Genomic DNA, 15,949 nt, shown 5'->3' on the forward strand with positions numbered 1-15,949 from the left:
AGAAATCAGTCCACTGGACTGACTTCTGATCCTGCTTCGATGCGTGGGATAATGCGAAAATACAAATAGATCGAGCGGCTCGGAACCGCTCTAGAAGCTGTTCAGCAAATTCGTCAGGCCACGGCGAAAAGAGTGATTTTCGAGCACCGTAGCGCGTACTTAAAGGTACGTGAGCACCGGCGCACAGAAAAGCGCTCTTTGCAGCCCGACATCACGAATTTGCCGCTCAATCCTTGACGTGTCCGACGTAAGGCAACTGCCGGAACGAATGGGCCACGTCCATGCCGTAACCGACGACAAAATAGTCCGGGCATTCGAAGGCGACGAAATCAGCTTCCAGATCAACCTTGCGACGCACGCTCTTGTCGAGCAGGACGGCGATGCTAACGCTGCGCGCACCACGTTCCAGCATCAGTTCGCGGACGAATTTGAGCGTCTTGCCTGATTCCAGAATATCGTCGATCAACAGCACGTCGCGATCACGAACTTCGCTGTCGATATCGCGCAGCAGGCGAACCTCGGTGCTGGTCGTGCCCTTGCCATAGCTGGAAACGGTAATGAATTCGACATCCGGTTCAACGCCTGCATCATGCATGGCGCGGATGAGGTCAGCTGCGAAAATGAACGAGCCCTTGAGAATGGAAATCGTCAGCAGATTGTGAAACTTGCGTTCGGCAATAGCCTTCGCCAGCTCAAGATTGCGACCGGCAATATCTTCCGGGCTGAACAGAACTTCTATCGTCTTGCCGCCGACTTCTGGCATTGTCGGTTCTCTCCTGATCGTTTGCTGTACTTCTCACACCCGAAGCCGTTTCAGACTTTCGGGAGGTGCTGTCATGCAGAAGGCACGCTCTATAGCATGGTTTGAGAAAAATGCACCCCGCCTGTCAACAGGCTCAGGCTTATATCCATTCCCCGATGACGGGATTTGATATAGCGTGCCAGCATGCATCCGGACATTATCGAACTGCGCTCCTTTTACGACACGACACTCGGTCATTTGGCCGAGCGCGCCATACGCATGGCGATTGCCGGTCTGTGGGAACGCGTACCGGGTGAGCGTCTCGTCGGAATGGGCTACTGCCTCCCCTATCTTGACCGGTTCAGCGCCGATACCGAGCGCACTTTTGCCTTCATGCCCGCCGGACAAGGCGCCATTGCCTGGCCTTCAGCCGACAAATCCAGCACGGCTTTGGTCTTCGATGAAGAACTGCCGCTGCCAGATTCCTCTATCGACCGCGTTTTGATGGTGCATGCACTGGAATATGCGGAAAACGCGCAGGAAACGCTGAAGGAAATGTGGCGCGTGCTTGCCCCTAATGGACGGCTAGTGATTGTGGTGCCGAACCGCGGCGGTGTCTGGGCCCGCTTCGAGCACACACCTTTCGGCAGCGGGCGACCCTATAGCCGCGATCAGCTTTCCACCTTGCTGCGCGAAGCCAACTTCACGGTCAACACCGTCAGCGACGCCCTGCATTTTCCACCCGCCACGCGTCGCTGGATGATGCGCCCCTGTCTGGCGCTGGAAGGCATGGGGCGGCGGCTGTGGCCGCTTTTCTCCGGCGTTCTGGTCGTGGAGGCACAGAAGCGCCTCTATCAGGGCCTGCCGGTTGCGCAGCGCTCGTCCCGCCGTGTTTTCGTGCCGGTGCTTGGAACCCCCGTCGGGGGCTTGCGCAAAGCAAAGCAGAAAGAAGCGGAAACCTGACGCTTTTCCCTTGAAAACAAGGTTTTTCTCGACTTCCAGCCCATGGCGGTTTATGTCGCATCGGGGCTCAAATCCCTTGAGCGTCCCGTTAAGCAACACTGTTCTTTTGGCGGAGCCAAAATCATGACCGATCAGCAAACCCTTTCCCGTCCCCAGCCCAAGGCCGGCCTGCTCAACATCGCAGCCTACGTGCCTGGCAAGGAACATGTGGAAGGCGTTGCCAAGGTCTATAAGCTCTCCTCCAACGAGACGCCGATCGGTCCCAGCCCCCATGCTGTGGAGGCCTATCGATACGCCGGCGAAAAGCTGGAGATTTATCCCGACGGACAAGCGCTCGCGCTGCGTGAGGCCATTGCCGAAACGCAAGGCCTGAACATTGGCAACATCCTGTGCGGCAATGGTTCGGACGAGCTGCTTGGCCTTCTCTGCCAGACCTATCTTGCGCCCGGCGATGAAGCCATCATCACCGAGCATGGCTTTGCCGTTTACAAGATCCAGACGCTGGCAGCCGGTGCAACGCCGGTTACGGTAAAGGAAAGCAATGAGCGCATCGACGTGGATGCCATTCTTGCTGGCATCACACCGCGCACCAAGGTCGTCTTCATTGCCAATCCGGCCAACCCGACCGGCACCTATCTGCCGTTCGAGGAAGTGCGCCGCTTGCATGCGGGCCTGCCGAAGCATGTCCTGTTCATCCTCGACGCGGCCTATGCCGAATATGTCCGCCGCAACGATTACGAGGCTGGCCTCGAACTCGTTTCGTCGAACGAAAATGTCGTGATGACCCGCACCTTCTCGAAGATTCACGGCCTTCCAGGCCTGCGGATCGGCTGGATGTATGCGCCTGCCCATGTAATCGACGCGGTCAATCGCATTCGCGGTCCGTTCAACATGAACGCGCCCGCCATTGCTGCGGGCGCCGCGGCCATTCGCGATCGCAACCATGTCGAAAAGTCGGTCGCCTATAACGACACCTGGCTGAGCTGGCTAACGGATGAGTTCACCAAGCTCGGCCTGCGGGTCACGCCTTCGGTGACGAATTTCCTTCTGATCCATTTCCCCGAAGACGCCGCTCACTCGGCGGACAAGGCGGATGAGTGGCTTTCCAAGCGCGGTTATATTCTGCGCCGCGTTGGCGGATACGGTTTCCCCAATGCGCTGCGCATGACTGTCGGACCGGAAGAAGCCAATCGCGGTGTAGTCGCCGCACTCACTGAGTTTTTAAAGTAAGATCAATGTCCACGATCCATTTTGATAAAATCGCGCTGATCGGTATCGGCCTCATCGGTTCGTCGCTGGCGCGCGTCATCAGTCGCGAAGGCCTTGCAAACCACATCGCAATCGCAACCCGCAGCGCCGAGACCCTGAAGCGCGCCGAAGAGTTGGCTCTCGGCGACAGCTACACGACCGACAGTGCCGAAGCGGTCAAGGATGCCGATCTGGTTATCGTCTCGGTGCCGGTCGGCTCTTCCGGCACCGTCGCAAAGCAGATTGCCGCAAGCCTGAAGCCGGGCGCCATCGTCACTGATGTCGGCTCCACCAAGGCTTCCGTCATCGCGCAGATGCAGCCGGAACTGCCTGCCAATGTGCATTTCATTCCGGGCCACCCGCTGGCCGGAACGGAATATTCCGGCCCGGATGCAGGCTTTGCGGAGCTGTTCAACAATCGCTGGTGCATCCTCACGCCTCTTCCAGACACGGATGAAGCGGCGCTGGAAAAGCTCACTGCCTTCTGGACGGCCTGCGGTTCGCGGCTCGATCACATGGACCCGCAGCACCACGATCTGGTGTTGGCCATCGTCTCGCATCTGCCGCATATCATCGCCTACAACATCGTCGGCACGGCCAGCGATCTGGAACAGGTGACGAAATCGGAAGTCATCAAATATTCCGCATCCGGTTTCCGCGATTTCACGCGTCTGGCGGCATCCGATCCGACCATGTGGCGCGATGTCTGCCTGCACAACAAGGACGCCATCCTTGAAATGCTGGGACGATTCTCGGAAGATCTTGCCTCCTTGCAGCGCTCGATACGCTGGGGTGACGGAGAGGCCCTGTTCGACCTCTTCACGCGCACGCGTGCGGTCCGCCGCGGCATTATCGATGCAGGACAGGAAGTGGATGCGCCAGACTTTGGCCGTCAGGCTGCTACGCGCACAAACGAAAAGAAGTAAGACAACGAGAGGGGCAGTAAAAAATACTCCCCTATTCCCCTAATTCCCTTACAACGCCGGCAACCGCCCAAGCGGAATGAACCCGGCATTGGCCCTGCCCTTGCGAACGGCAATCTCCAGCGTGGGATTGCCGTTTTCGTCTTTCGGCATAGCTGAAAGCGCGAAGAGGATCGTGGCGATATTGCTGCCCTGTTCCGGGAAAACCGTCTGGCCTGCCTGCGCCAGCGACTGGGCATTCACCAGCGTCAGCTTCACGTCGGCATTGATCAACCCTTCGTCATCGACGGAGAACGGGCCGGTCAGCGATACCATGGCCCCATTGGGCATGGAGAGAAATGCCTGATGGATCGTGCCGCTATGACCGCGCAGACGCTGGCTGAAGTCGGAAGAGCCAGACGCCAGAAGCGTCGCAGCATCGGCGATCTCGATATCGGCAACACCGTCGATCTCGGGGCTCTTGGCATTACCGATCACCGGTGCCGCGAGCTTCAGCCCTGCAAAACGGCCAGTCAGCTTCAGCGCGCCATCGGCGGCGCTCATGCTGAAATCCATCTGTTCCAGGCTGCTGAGCGGTTCCGTGGTCGTGGTTTCCGTGCGGCGGCCGACCACGACGTCGCGGGCTTCCAGCGCAATCTCAGTCGGGAACGGGCGGGCAAGCCGGGTGTTGGAGTTGAACTTGCTCCAGTTGACTTCTAGCGGTTGCAGGCCGGGGAATTCGATAAAGGCGGGGCCAGTCAGATCGTTGCTGAGCGAGCGCGGCGCATAGACAGGCGAGCCGGAGGTGAAACGACCGGCGCGGAATGCCATGCCCGCGCTCGGCTTCTGCCAGGAAATGCTGTCGCAGACGACATTGACGCGGAGCGGATAACCGCTGGTGCGCAAATCCTCGCAGCGCACACCAATGCCCTGGGCCGAAAGCTTGGCCATATCTGCCGTCGCGCGGGTTTGCAGGCGGTCGGCCACATAGAACCACCCGGCTGTATAGCCAGCGACGAGAACGATCAGGAAAATGCCAAGCGCAATCGGGCGCTTTCTGGACTTCCGTTGCTCTGTTCCAGCTTCCGTCCCGGGATGCATCATCGAAAAACCTTATGTCGGTCAGAGAGTTGAGCCTGAGAAGCGGCAAAGCCGCCAGCGACGCATCTTTCGATACCAGTGTTTTGCTCAACCTCACTGGTGGCCATATTATGGCAGGATTGAGTCTTGTGAAGTGGAGCTTCAGAAAAAACGAGGGATATCCATCAATTACCCATGGAAATCGAACAAGAGACGGCAAATATTATATCATCATGACAAAACACATCGATGAAAAGCGGACGAGTGATTTCTGGGTTTTCGGCTATGGCTCGCTGATGTGGCGTCCCGGTTTCGCGCATGTGGAAACTATTCGCGCCCGCCTGCACGGCTATCGTCGCAGCCTGTGCATCTATTCGCATTTTCATCGCGGCTCACCCGATCATCCCGGACTGGTGCTTGGCCTCGATGCGGGCGGCTCCTGCCTTGGCATGGCCTTTCGCGTGCCGGGCGAAATGACCGACGAAGTGATGGTCTATCTGCGCGAACGCGAAATGTCGAACAATGTCTATCATGAAAAGAAGCTGCGGCTGCGCCTTCACGACGGGCGCGATGTTCAGGGGCTGGTCTATGTAGCCGACCGCCGCCATGTGCAATATGCCGGAGCGCTCAAGGCCGAGGATGCAGCGGCAATTGTCGCCTCGGCGCATGGCGAGTCCGGCGCAAATATCGATTATGTAGCCAATACGCTGAAGCATCTGCGCGACATGCGGGTGCGCGATCACGCGCTGGAGCATGTTGGCAATCTGATCGCCTCGAAATCACACCAGCCGCGTGATTTCGACTGACAGGACGCGTCAAAGGATGACAATCATCCTTTGATAGCGAGAATGGATTTTGCCAGTCCGGCAATCTTTTCAAACTCGATCTGCGCATCCGGGAAGAGCTTGCGCACCTGGCCTGTGGTCAGAAGGCGGATCGATTCCACGTGGAAGCGCGCTTCATCGGCAGTTTCCTGACGTGGGAAAAAGCCAAGCCGCATTTTGGTCATCAGCCAGATGCGCACCGGCACCGGCAGCCACTGGAATCCGATAAAGCGGAAATGCGGCTCGTAAGGGAACCAGTAATTCGGCGTCTGCATATAATAGCGCTTGCCGAGCCTGCGGGTGTTCTCAGCAAACCGCGTGATGGCAGCCCAGTCGCCGACATGTTCAATGACCGAGTTGGAATGAACAACATCGAAAGTCCGCCCGGCAAACAGCGCCGGATCGGTCGCGTCGCCGACCAGAAACGTGAAAGTTTCGGTGTCTTTCTCTTCCTGCTCTTCGGGATTGATCAGCGTGAAATGCAAACGGTCACGATTGGCCTCGATAAAAGCCTCGCCGATCAGCCAGTATTTTTCCGATCCGCCGAGATCGAGAATCTCTACCTTCTCGCCTTCCGGCTTTTCGGCAAGGGCGGCTTCGATCAACTTCTGAATATGGGCAAACCGTTTGGCGCGGAAAGAAAACTCGATGCTTTTGCGGTCCTTATAGGGATCGCGACCATTATCTGAAATATTCATTGCCGTTTTATCCGTTCAGCCATACACCAGCCAGCGCTGTTAAGTTCACTTGGCATTTATTACAGAGCATAGCAACACTGCACAGAATGTTAGTATGATCTAATTTTTTGTTCGCATATCATCACAGCTATACTGACTACACGGCGATCTGTGAATAAATAGGACCATAACTCGATTGAAGGGCGCTTTTCGCACGGCATTTCGATGACGAAAGTTGAGCCGACACTCTATCGGGCACTTGTCCTTAATCGCAGCAATCGCTACATCTCGGCCAATCGTCAAGGAGACAGACACTCATGATTGCATTGTTCCGCACCATTGATCTGGCGCTCGACATCTACACCTGGATCATCATCGCCAGCGCCATCTATTCGTGGCTCTATGCGTTCAATGTCGTCAATTCCAGCAATCGCTTCGTGGCCTCGGTCGGAGAGTTTCTCTACAAGGTGACCGAGCCGGTTCTACGCCCGATCCGCAATCTCCTGCCCAATCTCGGCGGGATCGATATTTCGCCGATCATCCTGCTCCTGATCATCTTCTTCATCCGCCAGTTCATGTGGACGACGCTGCTGCCGCTCTTCCTCTGATCGGCAAACCAAAGCTTAAAAGCAAAAGCGCCCAATAATCCTTCGGGGATCATTGGGCGCTTTTGTTTTAAACCAGAATGCAAACCGGCGATTGCTCGCCCGGATTATTTGCCCTTGGCGCGTTCGATCGCTTCAACGATGAACTTGCGAGCGTAATCTTCATCGCCCCAATCGCCAATCTTGACCCACTTGCCGGGTTCCAGATCCTTGTAGTGTTCGAAGAAATGCGCGATCTGCTTCAGCGTGATTTCCGGCATATCCGTGTAATCATGGATCTTCTCGTAACGGCGCGTCAGGTGCGGCGACGGAACGGCGATGATCTTTTCGTCCTTACCGGAATTGTCTTCCATAACCAGAACGCCGATCGGGCGGACATTGATCACAGAACCCGGCACCAGCGGACGGGTGTTGCAGACGAGAACGTCAATCGGATCGCCGTCTTCCGAGAGCGTGTGCGGTACGAAACCGTAATTGCCCGGATAGGTCATCGGCGTGTAGAGAAAACGGTCAACGATCAGAGCCCCGGACTTCTTGTCCATCTCGTACTTGATCGGCTGGCCGCCGACTGGAACTTCGATGATGACGTTGACGTCTTCGGGAGGATTGGTTCCGATGGAAATGGCATCAATATTCATGATGGGTCCTTTCGTGTCGCGCTCTGATACCGGGTTTCATGTTTCCGTGCAAGAAAAACGAAACTCCCACAAAACGCGACTAATTGTCGTTTAACTTAAGTTGAACATGAAGGCTCAGGACGTTTAACCGCGAGGGGAAACGCCCAGTTCCTTCAAGCGCTCAACAGCTGTTGGTGGCATCGGGGGTGGGTTGGCGTCGCGGCTTGCCGCAACCAGAAGCTCGTCGCAGGCCGTTTCGGTGGTTTCGATCAGCCGACGCAGAAACTCTTCCTTTTCAAGCCCCGGCGGAATCGGAGGCAGAACGCGGCAGCGAACGGTGCCCGGAAAACGCAGGAACTTGCGGCGCGGCCAGTAGAGCCCGGCATTATGCGCAATCGGCAGGACCGGCAGATCGAGCGCATCGTAAAGATGCACGATGCCGTATTTATACTGCGGCGGTGCGCCCGGCGACCGGCGTGTGCCTTCGGGATAGATGAGGATCTGACGCCCTTCGGCGATAGCCTTTTCCGCGCCCTTGGTGATCGAATGCAGCGCCTTGACGCGCGATCCACGATCCACCGGGATCATCTCCATCTTGGCGATATACCAGCCGAACAGCGGAATGCGCATCAATTCGCGCTTCAGGATCAGAACCGGATCGTCCAGATAAGGCAGGAAAGCATAAGTATCCCAGGCCGACTGGTGCTTGGGCGCGCAGATATAGGCGCCTTCCGGAATATTCTCGAGCCCTTCGATGACGTAATCCGTACCGACAATGACCTTCTGGAGCCACAGATTAACCCGCGCCCAGAGCTTCGGCACGATCCATGCCTTCTTGCGCGGCAGCAGGAAATAGAACGGCGTATAAAGGATCATCTGCACCAGTGTGCAGATGTAAAACGCAGCGTTGAAGAGGATCGAGCGCAGGTATAGAAGCATCGTGTCGGCGAGTATCCCGGCTAGAGCACATCCCGAAAAGCGTGAAACGGCTTTCGGAAATGATGTGCTCAAAACAAACAGTCAGACCATAATCCCGAAAAACTGTCAGGCCTTCGTTTTCCGAAATCTCGGGCACTCCTATATCAGGAACTGCCCCATTTTCCATACAGAAAACGGTGACTGAGCGCCGGGATTTTCCTGTTTGTTACCGATTGATCTTCTGACCGGTCACGCCGTCGAGAATGTCGAAGCCGAAAATCTCTGACGCGCCAACGCGCACGACCGCGCCCAGATATTTGACATATTCAACGAAGAGCACGCGCAATGTGTCGCCTTCGGCCACCCAGCTTTGCTCGCGACCGTCGCCATTCACCACCGGATAGGGCACGAATTCCACGTCCTTCATCCGATAGGACATTTCCAGAATGCTGCGCGGCATATGGTAATTGTTCGTGACGACGATCACGCGGCGATAATCGTTGTTGCGAATCCAATGCTCGCTTTCCTCGGCATTGCCGACGGTGTTGCGGGCCGAACGGTCGAGATCGACACAGCAGTCGAACAGGCCTGGATCAGCATGGGTCGCGCGCTGTATCGATTTTTCATTCGTCGAAGGGTGCACGCCGCTGATCAGCAGCCGCTTGCCGCGCTTATCCTGCAAGAGATCGACCGCCGCCTGAATGCGGGACTGACCGCCGGTCAGAACCACGATGCCATCGGCCGGCTCATCGATCACTGGCGGCGTCATGCTCGTCACTTTCTCCCCGAAGACGACAAAGCCGACGAGAAAAGCCAGAAGCAGCGTGAAAAGCACAATCGAGATGGGTTGGAAACGTCTGAGCATACGCATCATGACAGACCACAGGAATCTGGCTGGCGCAAGCAGCAAGGATGAAGGGGCAACAACAGGGGGACTGCGCCGCCAGACCACAGCGCCCGCATGCATCTCTTCCGCTGTTCGTTTCTGTGCCACCGCATCGTTACTCGCCCGGTATCCGCCGCCCAATGCGCGCGCGATTCGTCCGTAGTTCCTCTGGCTATCATACGCAGCATTGCGGCGATAACTCGGAGAACTACCAGGAATTCCCGTGCGACGGAGCGTATTGGGCCAAAAGACTGTCATTCGGAGCGTACTCCCGGACCATCCATGGTTGCGAGCTGGCGGATAACCGTCAGGCGGCTGGTCAGCATAGTCAGGACGCTGACCAGAATGATGATGGCGGCGGCACCGAGATAGCCGCTGCGACCAATGGCGAAGCTACCAAACATGGCAGCGGCCTGATCGCCTTCGGGTGTCGCCATATGGCGCGAAGCCCACCAGGAAAAGATCAGGAAAACCAGCATGGCGGCAGCGCCGCCGAACAGAGCGCCCTTCAGCGCCGTGCGGAAGAAATGCCACTCGAATTCACGCGCCACGAATTTCGATTCCGCACCGATGAAATGCAGAACCTCGATGATGTGGCTATTGCCGGACATTGCGCCACGGGTGGCGAAAATGACGGTGAGAACGGTCGCCGCAATGACCAGCGACAGAACCGCCGTACCGACCAGAACCGTTGTGTGCGCCATCGACACCAGTCGGTCCACCCAGGTCCGGTGGTCGTCGAAGCTGGCCGCCGGAATAGCGCGGGTCAATTCCGTGCGCATGGTACCGAAATCGGGCGGCGCGCTTTCATCGATGGTCACCACGACGAGGCGTGGCACGGGCAGTTCATCGATATTGAGACCAGTGCCAAGCCATGGCTCCAGCAGACGCGCAGTGGCATCCTTGTCGATGATGTTCGTCGCTTTCACGCCCGCAAAGCCGCGTGCGATGTCGCTCGCCTGCTGCAAGGCCTTTTCAATATCCTGCCCTTCGACCGGGCGTATCTGGATCGTTGCCTCCCGCGCAATCTGGCTCTGCCAGGCGGCAGCCGATGCGCGCACCAGCGATACGCCGCCCATTGTCAGGCAGGCGAGAAAGGTCATGATCGCGATAACGGTCACCAAAGCGGTGCCGGTAACGCTTCCGTCGGGTACAATCGGGCTTGGCCCTTTGCGTTGTCGGCGCTTGCCGAGGCGCACCAGAACCATATCCTTCAGGTCTTCGAAACGAACCTTCAGGTCATCCTGAATTTTCTGCCAGCCGCTCGGGCGGCCACTGCGGGTGTTACTCATAGATGTCGAGCCGCCCATGTTCCAGAATCATGCGCCGCGCATTGACCTGATCCATCAGGGATAGATCGTGCGTTGCGATGATAACAGCAGTGCCCGAGCGGTTAAGCTCCGTAAAAAGGCGCAACAGGCGCTTGGCCAGCGGCGGATCGACATTGCCGGTTGGCTCATCAGCAAGCAGCAGTTCCGGCTGATCAATGAGCGCACGCGCAATCGCGGCGCGCTGCTTCTCACCGCCGGACAAAACCGGCGGCAGAACGCCCATGCGGTCACCGAGGCCAACCCAATGCAGCAGCTCTTCCACCTCATGTCGATAGGTGGCTTCTTCCTTGCCGCGCACCCGCAGCGGAAGAGCCACATTCTCGTAAGTGGTCATGTGGTCAAGCAGGCGAAAATCCTGAAACACAATGCCGATACGGCGGCGCAGCAGAGGCACTTGCCTGTGATCAAGACGCGCCACATCCTTGCCGAACACGTTGATCAAACCGCGTGTCGGCTTCAGCGCCATGAAAAGAAGGCGCATGAGCGACGTCTTGCCGGCGCCTGAAGGGCCAGTCAGAAACTGGAATGAACGCGGCGGTATGTGGAAACTGACATCCTTGAGGATCTCAGGTCCCATTCCATATCTCAGGCCGACATTCTCGAAACGTATCACCGGTCAGCTTCTCTTTGGTTCTTCGCGCGAGCGAGGCGTTCGCACGCACATCAATATCGGATTGACCTTTACCCTCTATGGTTAATCTTGCGTTAAATCCGGCCTGTTTGGACCGTTAAAAATTTCGCGAGCGAAGCATTAACCATTTTGCGGCAGCCTAGGCTGGCAAGGTCTATCGAGAAAACACAGAGGAAGATGACTTCATGATGGCGAAGCAATCATCAACCAGAGGTAGCGCGCGCGGCCAGCCGCATGCGACAAAGCCTGCTGGCTGGCGTCTGTCCCCTGCTGCTGAAGTCGAGGATGCCGAATTCGAAACTGTGCTGCCCGAGCGGCAAATGCCGGTCACGTCGCGCGCGCTGCCCGGTTTGAGCCTCTTTCACAAACAGGACCATCCAACGCTTTCGGCGAAAACCGCCCACGGCCCCGGAGTCGCATACTGGGTTCTGGTGGCTTTTTGCGCCACGACCGCTTTCTGGATGGCGGGCGGCTATACGATCATGACCAACAAGTCATCGGATGTCGCAGCCGCTGCCTCGCCGTCCCTGCCACTTGCTCCCGCATTGAAAGTGACCGACATCACCACGAATATTGCTGAGCGCGCCGAAGGCAATGTGCTGAATGTCGGCGCCAGCATCAGCAATGAAAGTCGCGAGACACGGCTGCCCCCGGCACTGATCGTCAGTATCACCTATAGCGACGGACAGAAGCGCGAGCGCCTGCTGGAACCGGTGCGCACCAGCATCCGGCCCGGCGGTAATATCCGCTTCGAGACAATGCTGCCCGCCCTGCGCGGCACGATCGAGAAAGTCGATATACGGATGGCGAGCCCGGCCTGATTACCGGGCGCAGACCGCCTGTAATTCTCGAAACCGCGGTTACTGCCAGCAGCCGAGATTGCGTCCCTTGAGATTGTGAGAATCGATATCGACGACAAGCTTCGGGTCCTGACGCAGCAGAACCATCGTCGTCCGCTGTTTCAGATCAATCTTCTGCCATCCAGCGCATTCGGTCGGCATCGGCGTGGAGTCGATCTTGACCTTTTCCGTCCATGCGGTCGCCGTGCAGCCCGACAGAACGGAAATCAGCGCCACTGCCACAGCGCTGCCCAATAGGGCTTTCGATTCTCTGGTCTTCGGATGCGTGTTCAAACCGCAAACTCCCTGTCATGCTCTGCGACAGCCTTTGAAAATGGCTGTTCTTCGGTTGCGGGCCTGCCCCGTGCCTACCTTTCGCTTATAACGCGCATGCAGCGTTCTTCGCAATGACCCGACGACAGAAGACCATGGCCAAGGCTCTACTGCAAATGTGGTGCCGGTCAGGCCAGCGATGATGATCCCATCAACGCGGAAGCGCGATAGAGCGCTAAAAAAGCCGACCTCTATTTTAACCAACGGGGCAAATGGATTATTTAAATGAATTCAATATTTTATGGGCTAAATTTATAAAATTCATAATATAATTGGGATAAATTTGCGCCTTTACTGTTAAAACGGTTCTAACAAGCAAAGCATAACAATCATTCTTTGCTTTCAACAATATTGCCGGAAGAATATGACAAGGATATAGTTTTTGTCATCTGATTCGCTTACGGCCAGTTTCACTACACCAACCTTGGGGATTTCCATGTTGAATAAACTATCGGCTGAGTTTTTCGGAACTTTCTGGCTGGTTTTCGGCGGCTGCGGTAGCGCGGTGCTCGCTGCGGCTTTTCCTGAACTTGGCATCGGCTTCCTTGGCGTCGCCTTTGCTTTCGGTCTCACCGTCCTGACCATGGCTTATGCTGTGGGCGGCATTTCCGGCGGTCACTTCAATCCGGCTGTATCACTCGGCCTCGTGATCGGCGGCAGACTTCCGGCAAAGGACCTCATTCCTTACTGGATCGCACAGGTTCTGGGCGCCATCGTTGCGGCGGCAGTACTCTATCTGATCGCTTCGGGGAAAAGCGGCTTTACTGCTGGGGGCTTTGCTTCCAACGGTTATGGCGAATTGTCACCTGGCGGCTATAGCCTGACATCGGCCCTGCTGATCGAAGTCGTCCTGACGGCGTTCTTCATCATCATCATTCTGGGTTCGACCTCGTCGATTGCTCCGGCAGGTTTTGCGCCGATCGCTATCGGTCTTGGCCTGACCCTTATCCACCTGATCTCGATCCCGGTGACCAATACATCGGTCAACCCGGCTCGCTCGACCGGCGTTGCGCTCTTCGCTGACACAGCTGCACTCAGCCAGCTCTGGCTGTTCTGGGTTGCACCTTTGGTCGGCGCAGCACTCGGCGCGATCATCTGGAAAGGCCTGCTTGGCAAAGATTGATCCGCCCTCCCGGATCGACTAGGCCGGCTTCATGTCGGCCTTTTTTTATTTGAAGACTTTTCGCCCCTAGTGGATTGAATTTGACGTTTAAATCCCGACTGACATAGATGCTGTTTCAAACGTCAAATTCGAAAAATCCACTAGATACTTATACTTGCTAGTGGTCTGATTCCAACCTTTGCTCAGCGCTTGAACCGAAGGATGCAAATGTTGGAATCAGACCACTAGAAGCAGGGGCGAAACATTTGCCACCAAAAAAGTGATTCCGATCATGGGAAGGATGCTGTAAGTAACAAGCATCTTTCCTCTCGATGTCTTGAGCAATGTCCCCCTCAACTGATGCTTCTTCTGCGGATCGCTACGCAGCATTCCGCCACTCGTCATTCAAGAAATACTGGGGCGCGCGCTTTCTGAGTGCCTTCGCGGTGCAGATTGTCAGCGTTTCAGTCGGCTGGCAGATTTATGACCAGACCCGCGATGCCTTCAATCTGGGCATGGTCGGGCTGGTGCAGTTTCTGCCCGCATTGCTGCTTGTTCTAGTGACCGGCGCAACAGCCGACCGTTTCGGCAGACGCCTGATCATGGGGCTGTCGCTGGTTCTGGAAGCTGTCGTCACGGCTTTGCTGCTCTCACTGACGCTAGCAGGCCTGTTCGAGCCGATGACCGTGTTTGCCTGTCTGCTGCTCTTCGGTATCGCACGCGCCTTCCTCGGACCGTCCTCGGCATCGCTCGTCGTGAACCTCGTTCCGACCGAAGACTTTGCAAATGCGGTATCGTGGAATTCGTCTGCCTGGCAGGTCGCAACCATTGTCGGCCCGGTTGCTGGCGGTCTGCTCTATGGCATCTCGCCGGTTGCGGCCTATTGTGTGGCCACGATCTTCCTGATCGCGGCTGCGGTTCTCACCTTCTCTATCCCGAAACCGAAACAGCACACGCTGACGGAAGAGCGCTCCATGTCGAGCATGCTCGCCGGCTTCCGCTATATCTGGAAGGAAAAGATCGTTCTGGGCGCAATCTCGCTCGATCTTTTTGCGGTGCTGCTCGGCGGTACGGTCGCACTATTGCCGATCTATGCGCGGGATATTCTCGATCTTGGTCCGTGGGGGCTTGGCCTGCTGCGTTCTGCGCCCGGCATCGGCGCAGTTCTCACCGCAATCTGGCTGGCCGGTCATCCGATCCGCGATCATGCGGGCCGCGTGATGTTCGTGTTCGTGGCGTTTTTCGGCCTGTTCAACATCATTTTCGGCGTTTCAACACTGACCTGGCTTTCCGTCGTCGCACTGGCGCTGGCGGGTGCTGCCGACATGATCAGCGTCTACATTCGCGAAACGCTGATGCAACTCTGGACGCCGGATCATGTTCGCGGACGCGTCAATGCCGTGAATATGGTTTTTGTCGGCGCATCGAACGAGTTGGGCGAATTCCGCGCGGGCCTGATGGCAGCGGCGCTCGGCGCGGTTCCAGCTGTGGTGATCGGCGGCGTCGGCTCCATCGCGGTCGCGATGATCTGGGCAGCCATGTTCCCGCAATTGCGCAAAGCCCGTCACTTGCAAGGGCGGACTTGATGATCAAAAGGGCGAGCTACGGCTCGCCTTTTCTATTTGCACCCGCGCCTGAAGAGCATTGCGGTCGTCTTCGCGGATGCCGATAAGCTCCGCGATACGCCATGTCACATCCGCTTCCACTTCGCTGACATCGCCATCAGCATAGACCATTTCCCACATCAGCCCCACGAAATCGAGCCGCGCATTATAGTCGAGCTGGCGCTTGAGAACGGATGTGAAGCTTGAAAAATCGATGGCCTCGCTGTCGGCCACCTCGGCGGCCTTGATCAGCTTCTTCAGCGCATCGCCTTTGAGATTATATTTCAGCGACAGCATCGCCGCGAGCTTCTTGCGCTCGCTCTCGCGCGTCTCGCCGTCGACATCCATGATATGGAACAGCAGGGCAGCTGCGGCAAGCTTGGGATCGTCATTGGAAATATCACCCTTGCGGTCACGAAAACCGTTGCCGGGCAGCTCCTTCAAAAATTCCAACAGACGATCGAACATTCACCCTCGCCAGACATATCAATACAGACGCACCCCATAGAGAAACGCTGCTCTTCATATCTGCGAACCTAACCGGGGAAACACGGCAGACAACGCGACAAACCGTCATGAAAGACGGTTCGCAGCAGATGACGCCGCCAGCGTTGTTTTTAAGCAACGCTTTGCTAAAGCGGAAGTGG

The 15,949-nt window shown here is 56.8% G+C and carries 18 protein-coding genes; 8 read left to right on the forward strand and 10 right to left on the reverse strand.

Going from position 1 to position 15,949, the window contains the following annotated elements:
* Nucleotides 1-226: 226 nt before the first annotated feature.
* Nucleotides 227-763 (reverse strand): hypoxanthine phosphoribosyltransferase, encoded by a 537-nt coding sequence (hpt, locus tag ACTJKP_RS00090; protein WP_078337512.1) that lies wholly within the window; start codon nt 761-763, stop codon nt 227-229.
* 183 nt (nt 764-946) lie between these two features.
* Between hpt and ACTJKP_RS00095 the strand changes: the two genes are divergently transcribed.
* From ACTJKP_RS00095 to ACTJKP_RS00105, 3 genes are all read left to right on the forward strand, one after another.
* A complete protein-coding gene (locus ACTJKP_RS00095) occupies nt 947-1,705 on the forward strand; it encodes a class I SAM-dependent methyltransferase (RefSeq protein ID WP_440629284.1) in 759 nt (252 codons plus the stop codon).
* Between the two features lie 123 nt (nt 1,706-1,828).
* The gene (gene hisC / locus ACTJKP_RS00100; protein ID WP_440629285.1) at nt 1,829-2,935 is read left to right on the forward strand and encodes a histidinol-phosphate transaminase; all 1,107 of its coding nucleotides are present in this window, start codon (nt 1,829-1,831) and stop codon (nt 2,933-2,935) included.
* Between the two features lie 5 nt (nt 2,936-2,940).
* Nucleotides 2,941-3,879, forward strand: coding sequence for a prephenate/arogenate dehydrogenase family protein (locus ACTJKP_RS00105; RefSeq protein ID WP_440629286.1), 939 nt, complete (start codon nt 2,941-2,943; stop codon nt 3,877-3,879).
* 48 nt (nt 3,880-3,927) lie between these two features.
* On the opposite strand, the gene ACTJKP_RS00110 is transcribed toward ACTJKP_RS00105, so the two are convergent.
* Nucleotides 3,928-4,956 (reverse strand): DUF2125 domain-containing protein, encoded by a 1,029-nt coding sequence (locus ACTJKP_RS00110; protein WP_440629618.1) that lies wholly within the window; start codon nt 4,954-4,956, stop codon nt 3,928-3,930.
* 212 nt (nt 4,957-5,168) lie between these two features.
* Here ACTJKP_RS00110 and ACTJKP_RS00115 point away from each other — a divergent pair, with 212 nt between their 5' ends.
* Nucleotides 5,169-5,741, forward strand: a complete 573-nt coding sequence (locus ACTJKP_RS00115) for a gamma-glutamylcyclotransferase (RefSeq protein ID WP_078337516.1) — start codon at nt 5,169-5,171, stop codon at nt 5,739-5,741.
* A gap of 23 nt (nt 5,742-5,764) precedes the next feature.
* On the opposite strand, the gene ACTJKP_RS00120 is transcribed toward ACTJKP_RS00115, so the two are convergent.
* A complete protein-coding gene (locus ACTJKP_RS00120) occupies nt 5,765-6,457 on the reverse strand; it encodes a methyltransferase domain-containing protein (protein WP_440629287.1) in 693 nt (230 codons plus the stop codon).
* 296 nt (nt 6,458-6,753) lie between these two features.
* On the opposite strand from ACTJKP_RS00120, the gene ACTJKP_RS00125 reads away from it, so the two are divergent.
* Complete coding sequence (locus ACTJKP_RS00125; protein WP_078337518.1) at nt 6,754-7,044, forward strand: YggT family protein; 291 nt, start codon at nt 6,754-6,756, stop codon at nt 7,042-7,044.
* A 104-nt stretch (nt 7,045-7,148) separates the two neighbouring features.
* On the opposite strand, the gene ppa is transcribed toward ACTJKP_RS00125, so the two are convergent.
* The 5 genes from ppa to ftsE all read right to left on the reverse strand — a co-directional run bounded on the left by ppa (nt 7,149) and on the right by ftsE (nt 11,370).
* Nucleotides 7,149-7,679, reverse strand: a complete 531-nt coding sequence (ppa, locus tag ACTJKP_RS00130; RefSeq protein WP_078337519.1) for an inorganic diphosphatase — start codon at nt 7,677-7,679, stop codon at nt 7,149-7,151.
* Between the two features lie 123 nt (nt 7,680-7,802).
* Nucleotides 7,803-8,597 (reverse strand): lysophospholipid acyltransferase family protein, encoded by a 795-nt coding sequence (locus ACTJKP_RS00135; protein WP_440629288.1) that lies wholly within the window; start codon nt 8,595-8,597, stop codon nt 7,803-7,805.
* Between the two features lie 205 nt (nt 8,598-8,802).
* Nucleotides 8,803-9,720, reverse strand: coding sequence for a YdcF family protein (locus ACTJKP_RS00140; protein WP_440629289.1), 918 nt, complete (start codon nt 9,718-9,720; stop codon nt 8,803-8,805).
* Entirely contained in the window at nt 9,717-10,754 is a 1,038-nt protein-coding gene (locus ACTJKP_RS00145) for a cell division protein FtsX (RefSeq protein ID WP_440629290.1), read from the reverse strand. Before ACTJKP_RS00145 ends, ACTJKP_RS00140 begins: the two co-directional genes overlap by 4 nt.
* The gene (gene ftsE, locus ACTJKP_RS00150; protein ID WP_235889735.1) at nt 10,747-11,370 is read right to left on the reverse strand and encodes a cell division ATP-binding protein FtsE; all 624 of its coding nucleotides are present in this window, start codon (nt 11,368-11,370) and stop codon (nt 10,747-10,749) included. The genes ACTJKP_RS00145 and ftsE overlap by 8 nt, the downstream gene beginning before the upstream one ends.
* A 239-nt stretch (nt 11,371-11,609) precedes the next feature.
* Here ftsE and ACTJKP_RS00155 point away from each other — a divergent pair, with 239 nt between their 5' ends.
* Entirely contained in the window at nt 11,610-12,245 is a 636-nt protein-coding gene (locus tag ACTJKP_RS00155; RefSeq protein ID WP_440629292.1) for a hypothetical protein, read from the forward strand.
* A gap of 39 nt (nt 12,246-12,284) precedes the next feature.
* Here the strand turns inward: ACTJKP_RS00155 and ACTJKP_RS00160 are convergent, their stop codons facing one another.
* Nucleotides 12,285-12,518 carry a hypothetical protein gene (locus ACTJKP_RS00160; protein ID WP_374843078.1) on the reverse strand — a complete coding sequence of 78 codons (234 nt, stop codon included), beginning with the start codon at nt 12,516-12,518 and terminating at the stop codon, nt 12,285-12,287.
* Nucleotides 12,519-13,032: 514 nt separating this feature from the next.
* Here ACTJKP_RS00160 and aqpZ point away from each other — a divergent pair.
* The gene (gene aqpZ / locus ACTJKP_RS00165; RefSeq protein WP_078337526.1) at nt 13,033-13,719 is read left to right on the forward strand and encodes an aquaporin Z; all 687 of its coding nucleotides are present in this window, start codon (nt 13,033-13,035) and stop codon (nt 13,717-13,719) included.
* Between the two features lie 323 nt (nt 13,720-14,042).
* On the forward strand, nt 14,043-15,284 hold the full coding sequence (locus tag ACTJKP_RS00170; protein WP_078337527.1) for an MFS transporter: 1,242 nt from the start codon (nt 14,043-14,045) through the stop codon (nt 15,282-15,284).
* A 3-nt stretch (nt 15,285-15,287) separates the two neighbouring features.
* Here the strand turns inward: ACTJKP_RS00170 and ACTJKP_RS00175 are convergent, their stop codons facing one another.
* Entirely contained in the window at nt 15,288-15,770 is a 483-nt protein-coding gene (locus ACTJKP_RS00175) for a TerB family tellurite resistance protein (RefSeq protein ID WP_078337528.1), read from the reverse strand.
* Nucleotides 15,771-15,949: the final 179 nt, after the last annotated feature.

The sequence above is a fragment of the Brucella sp. 22210 genome (assembly GCF_052045675.1).
Lineage (GTDB): Bacteria > Pseudomonadota > Alphaproteobacteria > Rhizobiales > Rhizobiaceae > Brucella.

Bases quoted from the DNA above. Each gene is read 5' to 3' on its own strand.
- ACTJKP_RS00135 (WP_440629288.1), bottom strand. From the start codon at position 8,597: ATGCTTCTATACCTGCGCTCGATCCTCTTCAACGCTGCGTTTTACATC.
- ACTJKP_RS00170 (WP_078337527.1), top strand. From the start codon at position 14,043: ATGTCCCCCTCAACTGATGCTTCTTCTGCGGATCGCTACGCAGCATTC.
- ACTJKP_RS00095 (WP_440629284.1), top strand. From the start codon at position 947: ATGCATCCGGACATTATCGAACTGCGCTCCTTTTACGACACGACACTC.
- ACTJKP_RS00125 (WP_078337518.1), top strand. From the start codon at position 6,754: ATGATTGCATTGTTCCGCACCATTGATCTGGCGCTCGACATCTACACC.
- ACTJKP_RS00175 (WP_078337528.1), bottom strand. From the start codon at position 15,770: ATGTTCGATCGTCTGTTGGAATTTTTGAAGGAGCTGCCCGGCAACGGT.
- ACTJKP_RS00110 (WP_440629618.1), bottom strand. From the start codon at position 4,956: ATGCATCCCGGGACGGAAGCTGGAACAGAGCAACGGAAGTCCAGAAAG.
- aqpZ (WP_078337526.1), top strand. From the start codon at position 13,033: ATGTTGAATAAACTATCGGCTGAGTTTTTCGGAACTTTCTGGCTGGTT.
- ppa (WP_078337519.1), bottom strand. From the start codon at position 7,679: ATGAATATTGATGCCATTTCCATCGGAACCAATCCTCCCGAAGACGTC.
- ACTJKP_RS00155 (WP_440629292.1), top strand. From the start codon at position 11,610: ATGATGGCGAAGCAATCATCAACCAGAGGTAGCGCGCGCGGCCAGCCG.
- ACTJKP_RS00140 (WP_440629289.1), bottom strand. From the start codon at position 9,720: ATGACAGTCTTTTGGCCCAATACGCTCCGTCGCACGGGAATTCCTGGT.
- ftsE (WP_235889735.1), bottom strand. From the start codon at position 11,370: ATGGGACCTGAGATCCTCAAGGATGTCAGTTTCCACATACCGCCGCGT.
- ACTJKP_RS00145 (WP_440629290.1), bottom strand. From the start codon at position 10,754: ATGAGTAACACCCGCAGTGGCCGCCCGAGCGGCTGGCAGAAAATTCAG.
- hisC (WP_440629285.1), top strand. From the start codon at position 1,829: ATGACCGATCAGCAAACCCTTTCCCGTCCCCAGCCCAAGGCCGGCCTG.
- ACTJKP_RS00115 (WP_078337516.1), top strand. From the start codon at position 5,169: ATGACAAAACACATCGATGAAAAGCGGACGAGTGATTTCTGGGTTTTC.
- ACTJKP_RS00120 (WP_440629287.1), bottom strand. From the start codon at position 6,457: ATGAATATTTCAGATAATGGTCGCGATCCCTATAAGGACCGCAAAAGC.
- ACTJKP_RS00105 (WP_440629286.1), top strand. From the start codon at position 2,941: ATGTCCACGATCCATTTTGATAAAATCGCGCTGATCGGTATCGGCCTC.
- hpt (WP_078337512.1), bottom strand. From the start codon at position 763: ATGCCAGAAGTCGGCGGCAAGACGATAGAAGTTCTGTTCAGCCCGGAA.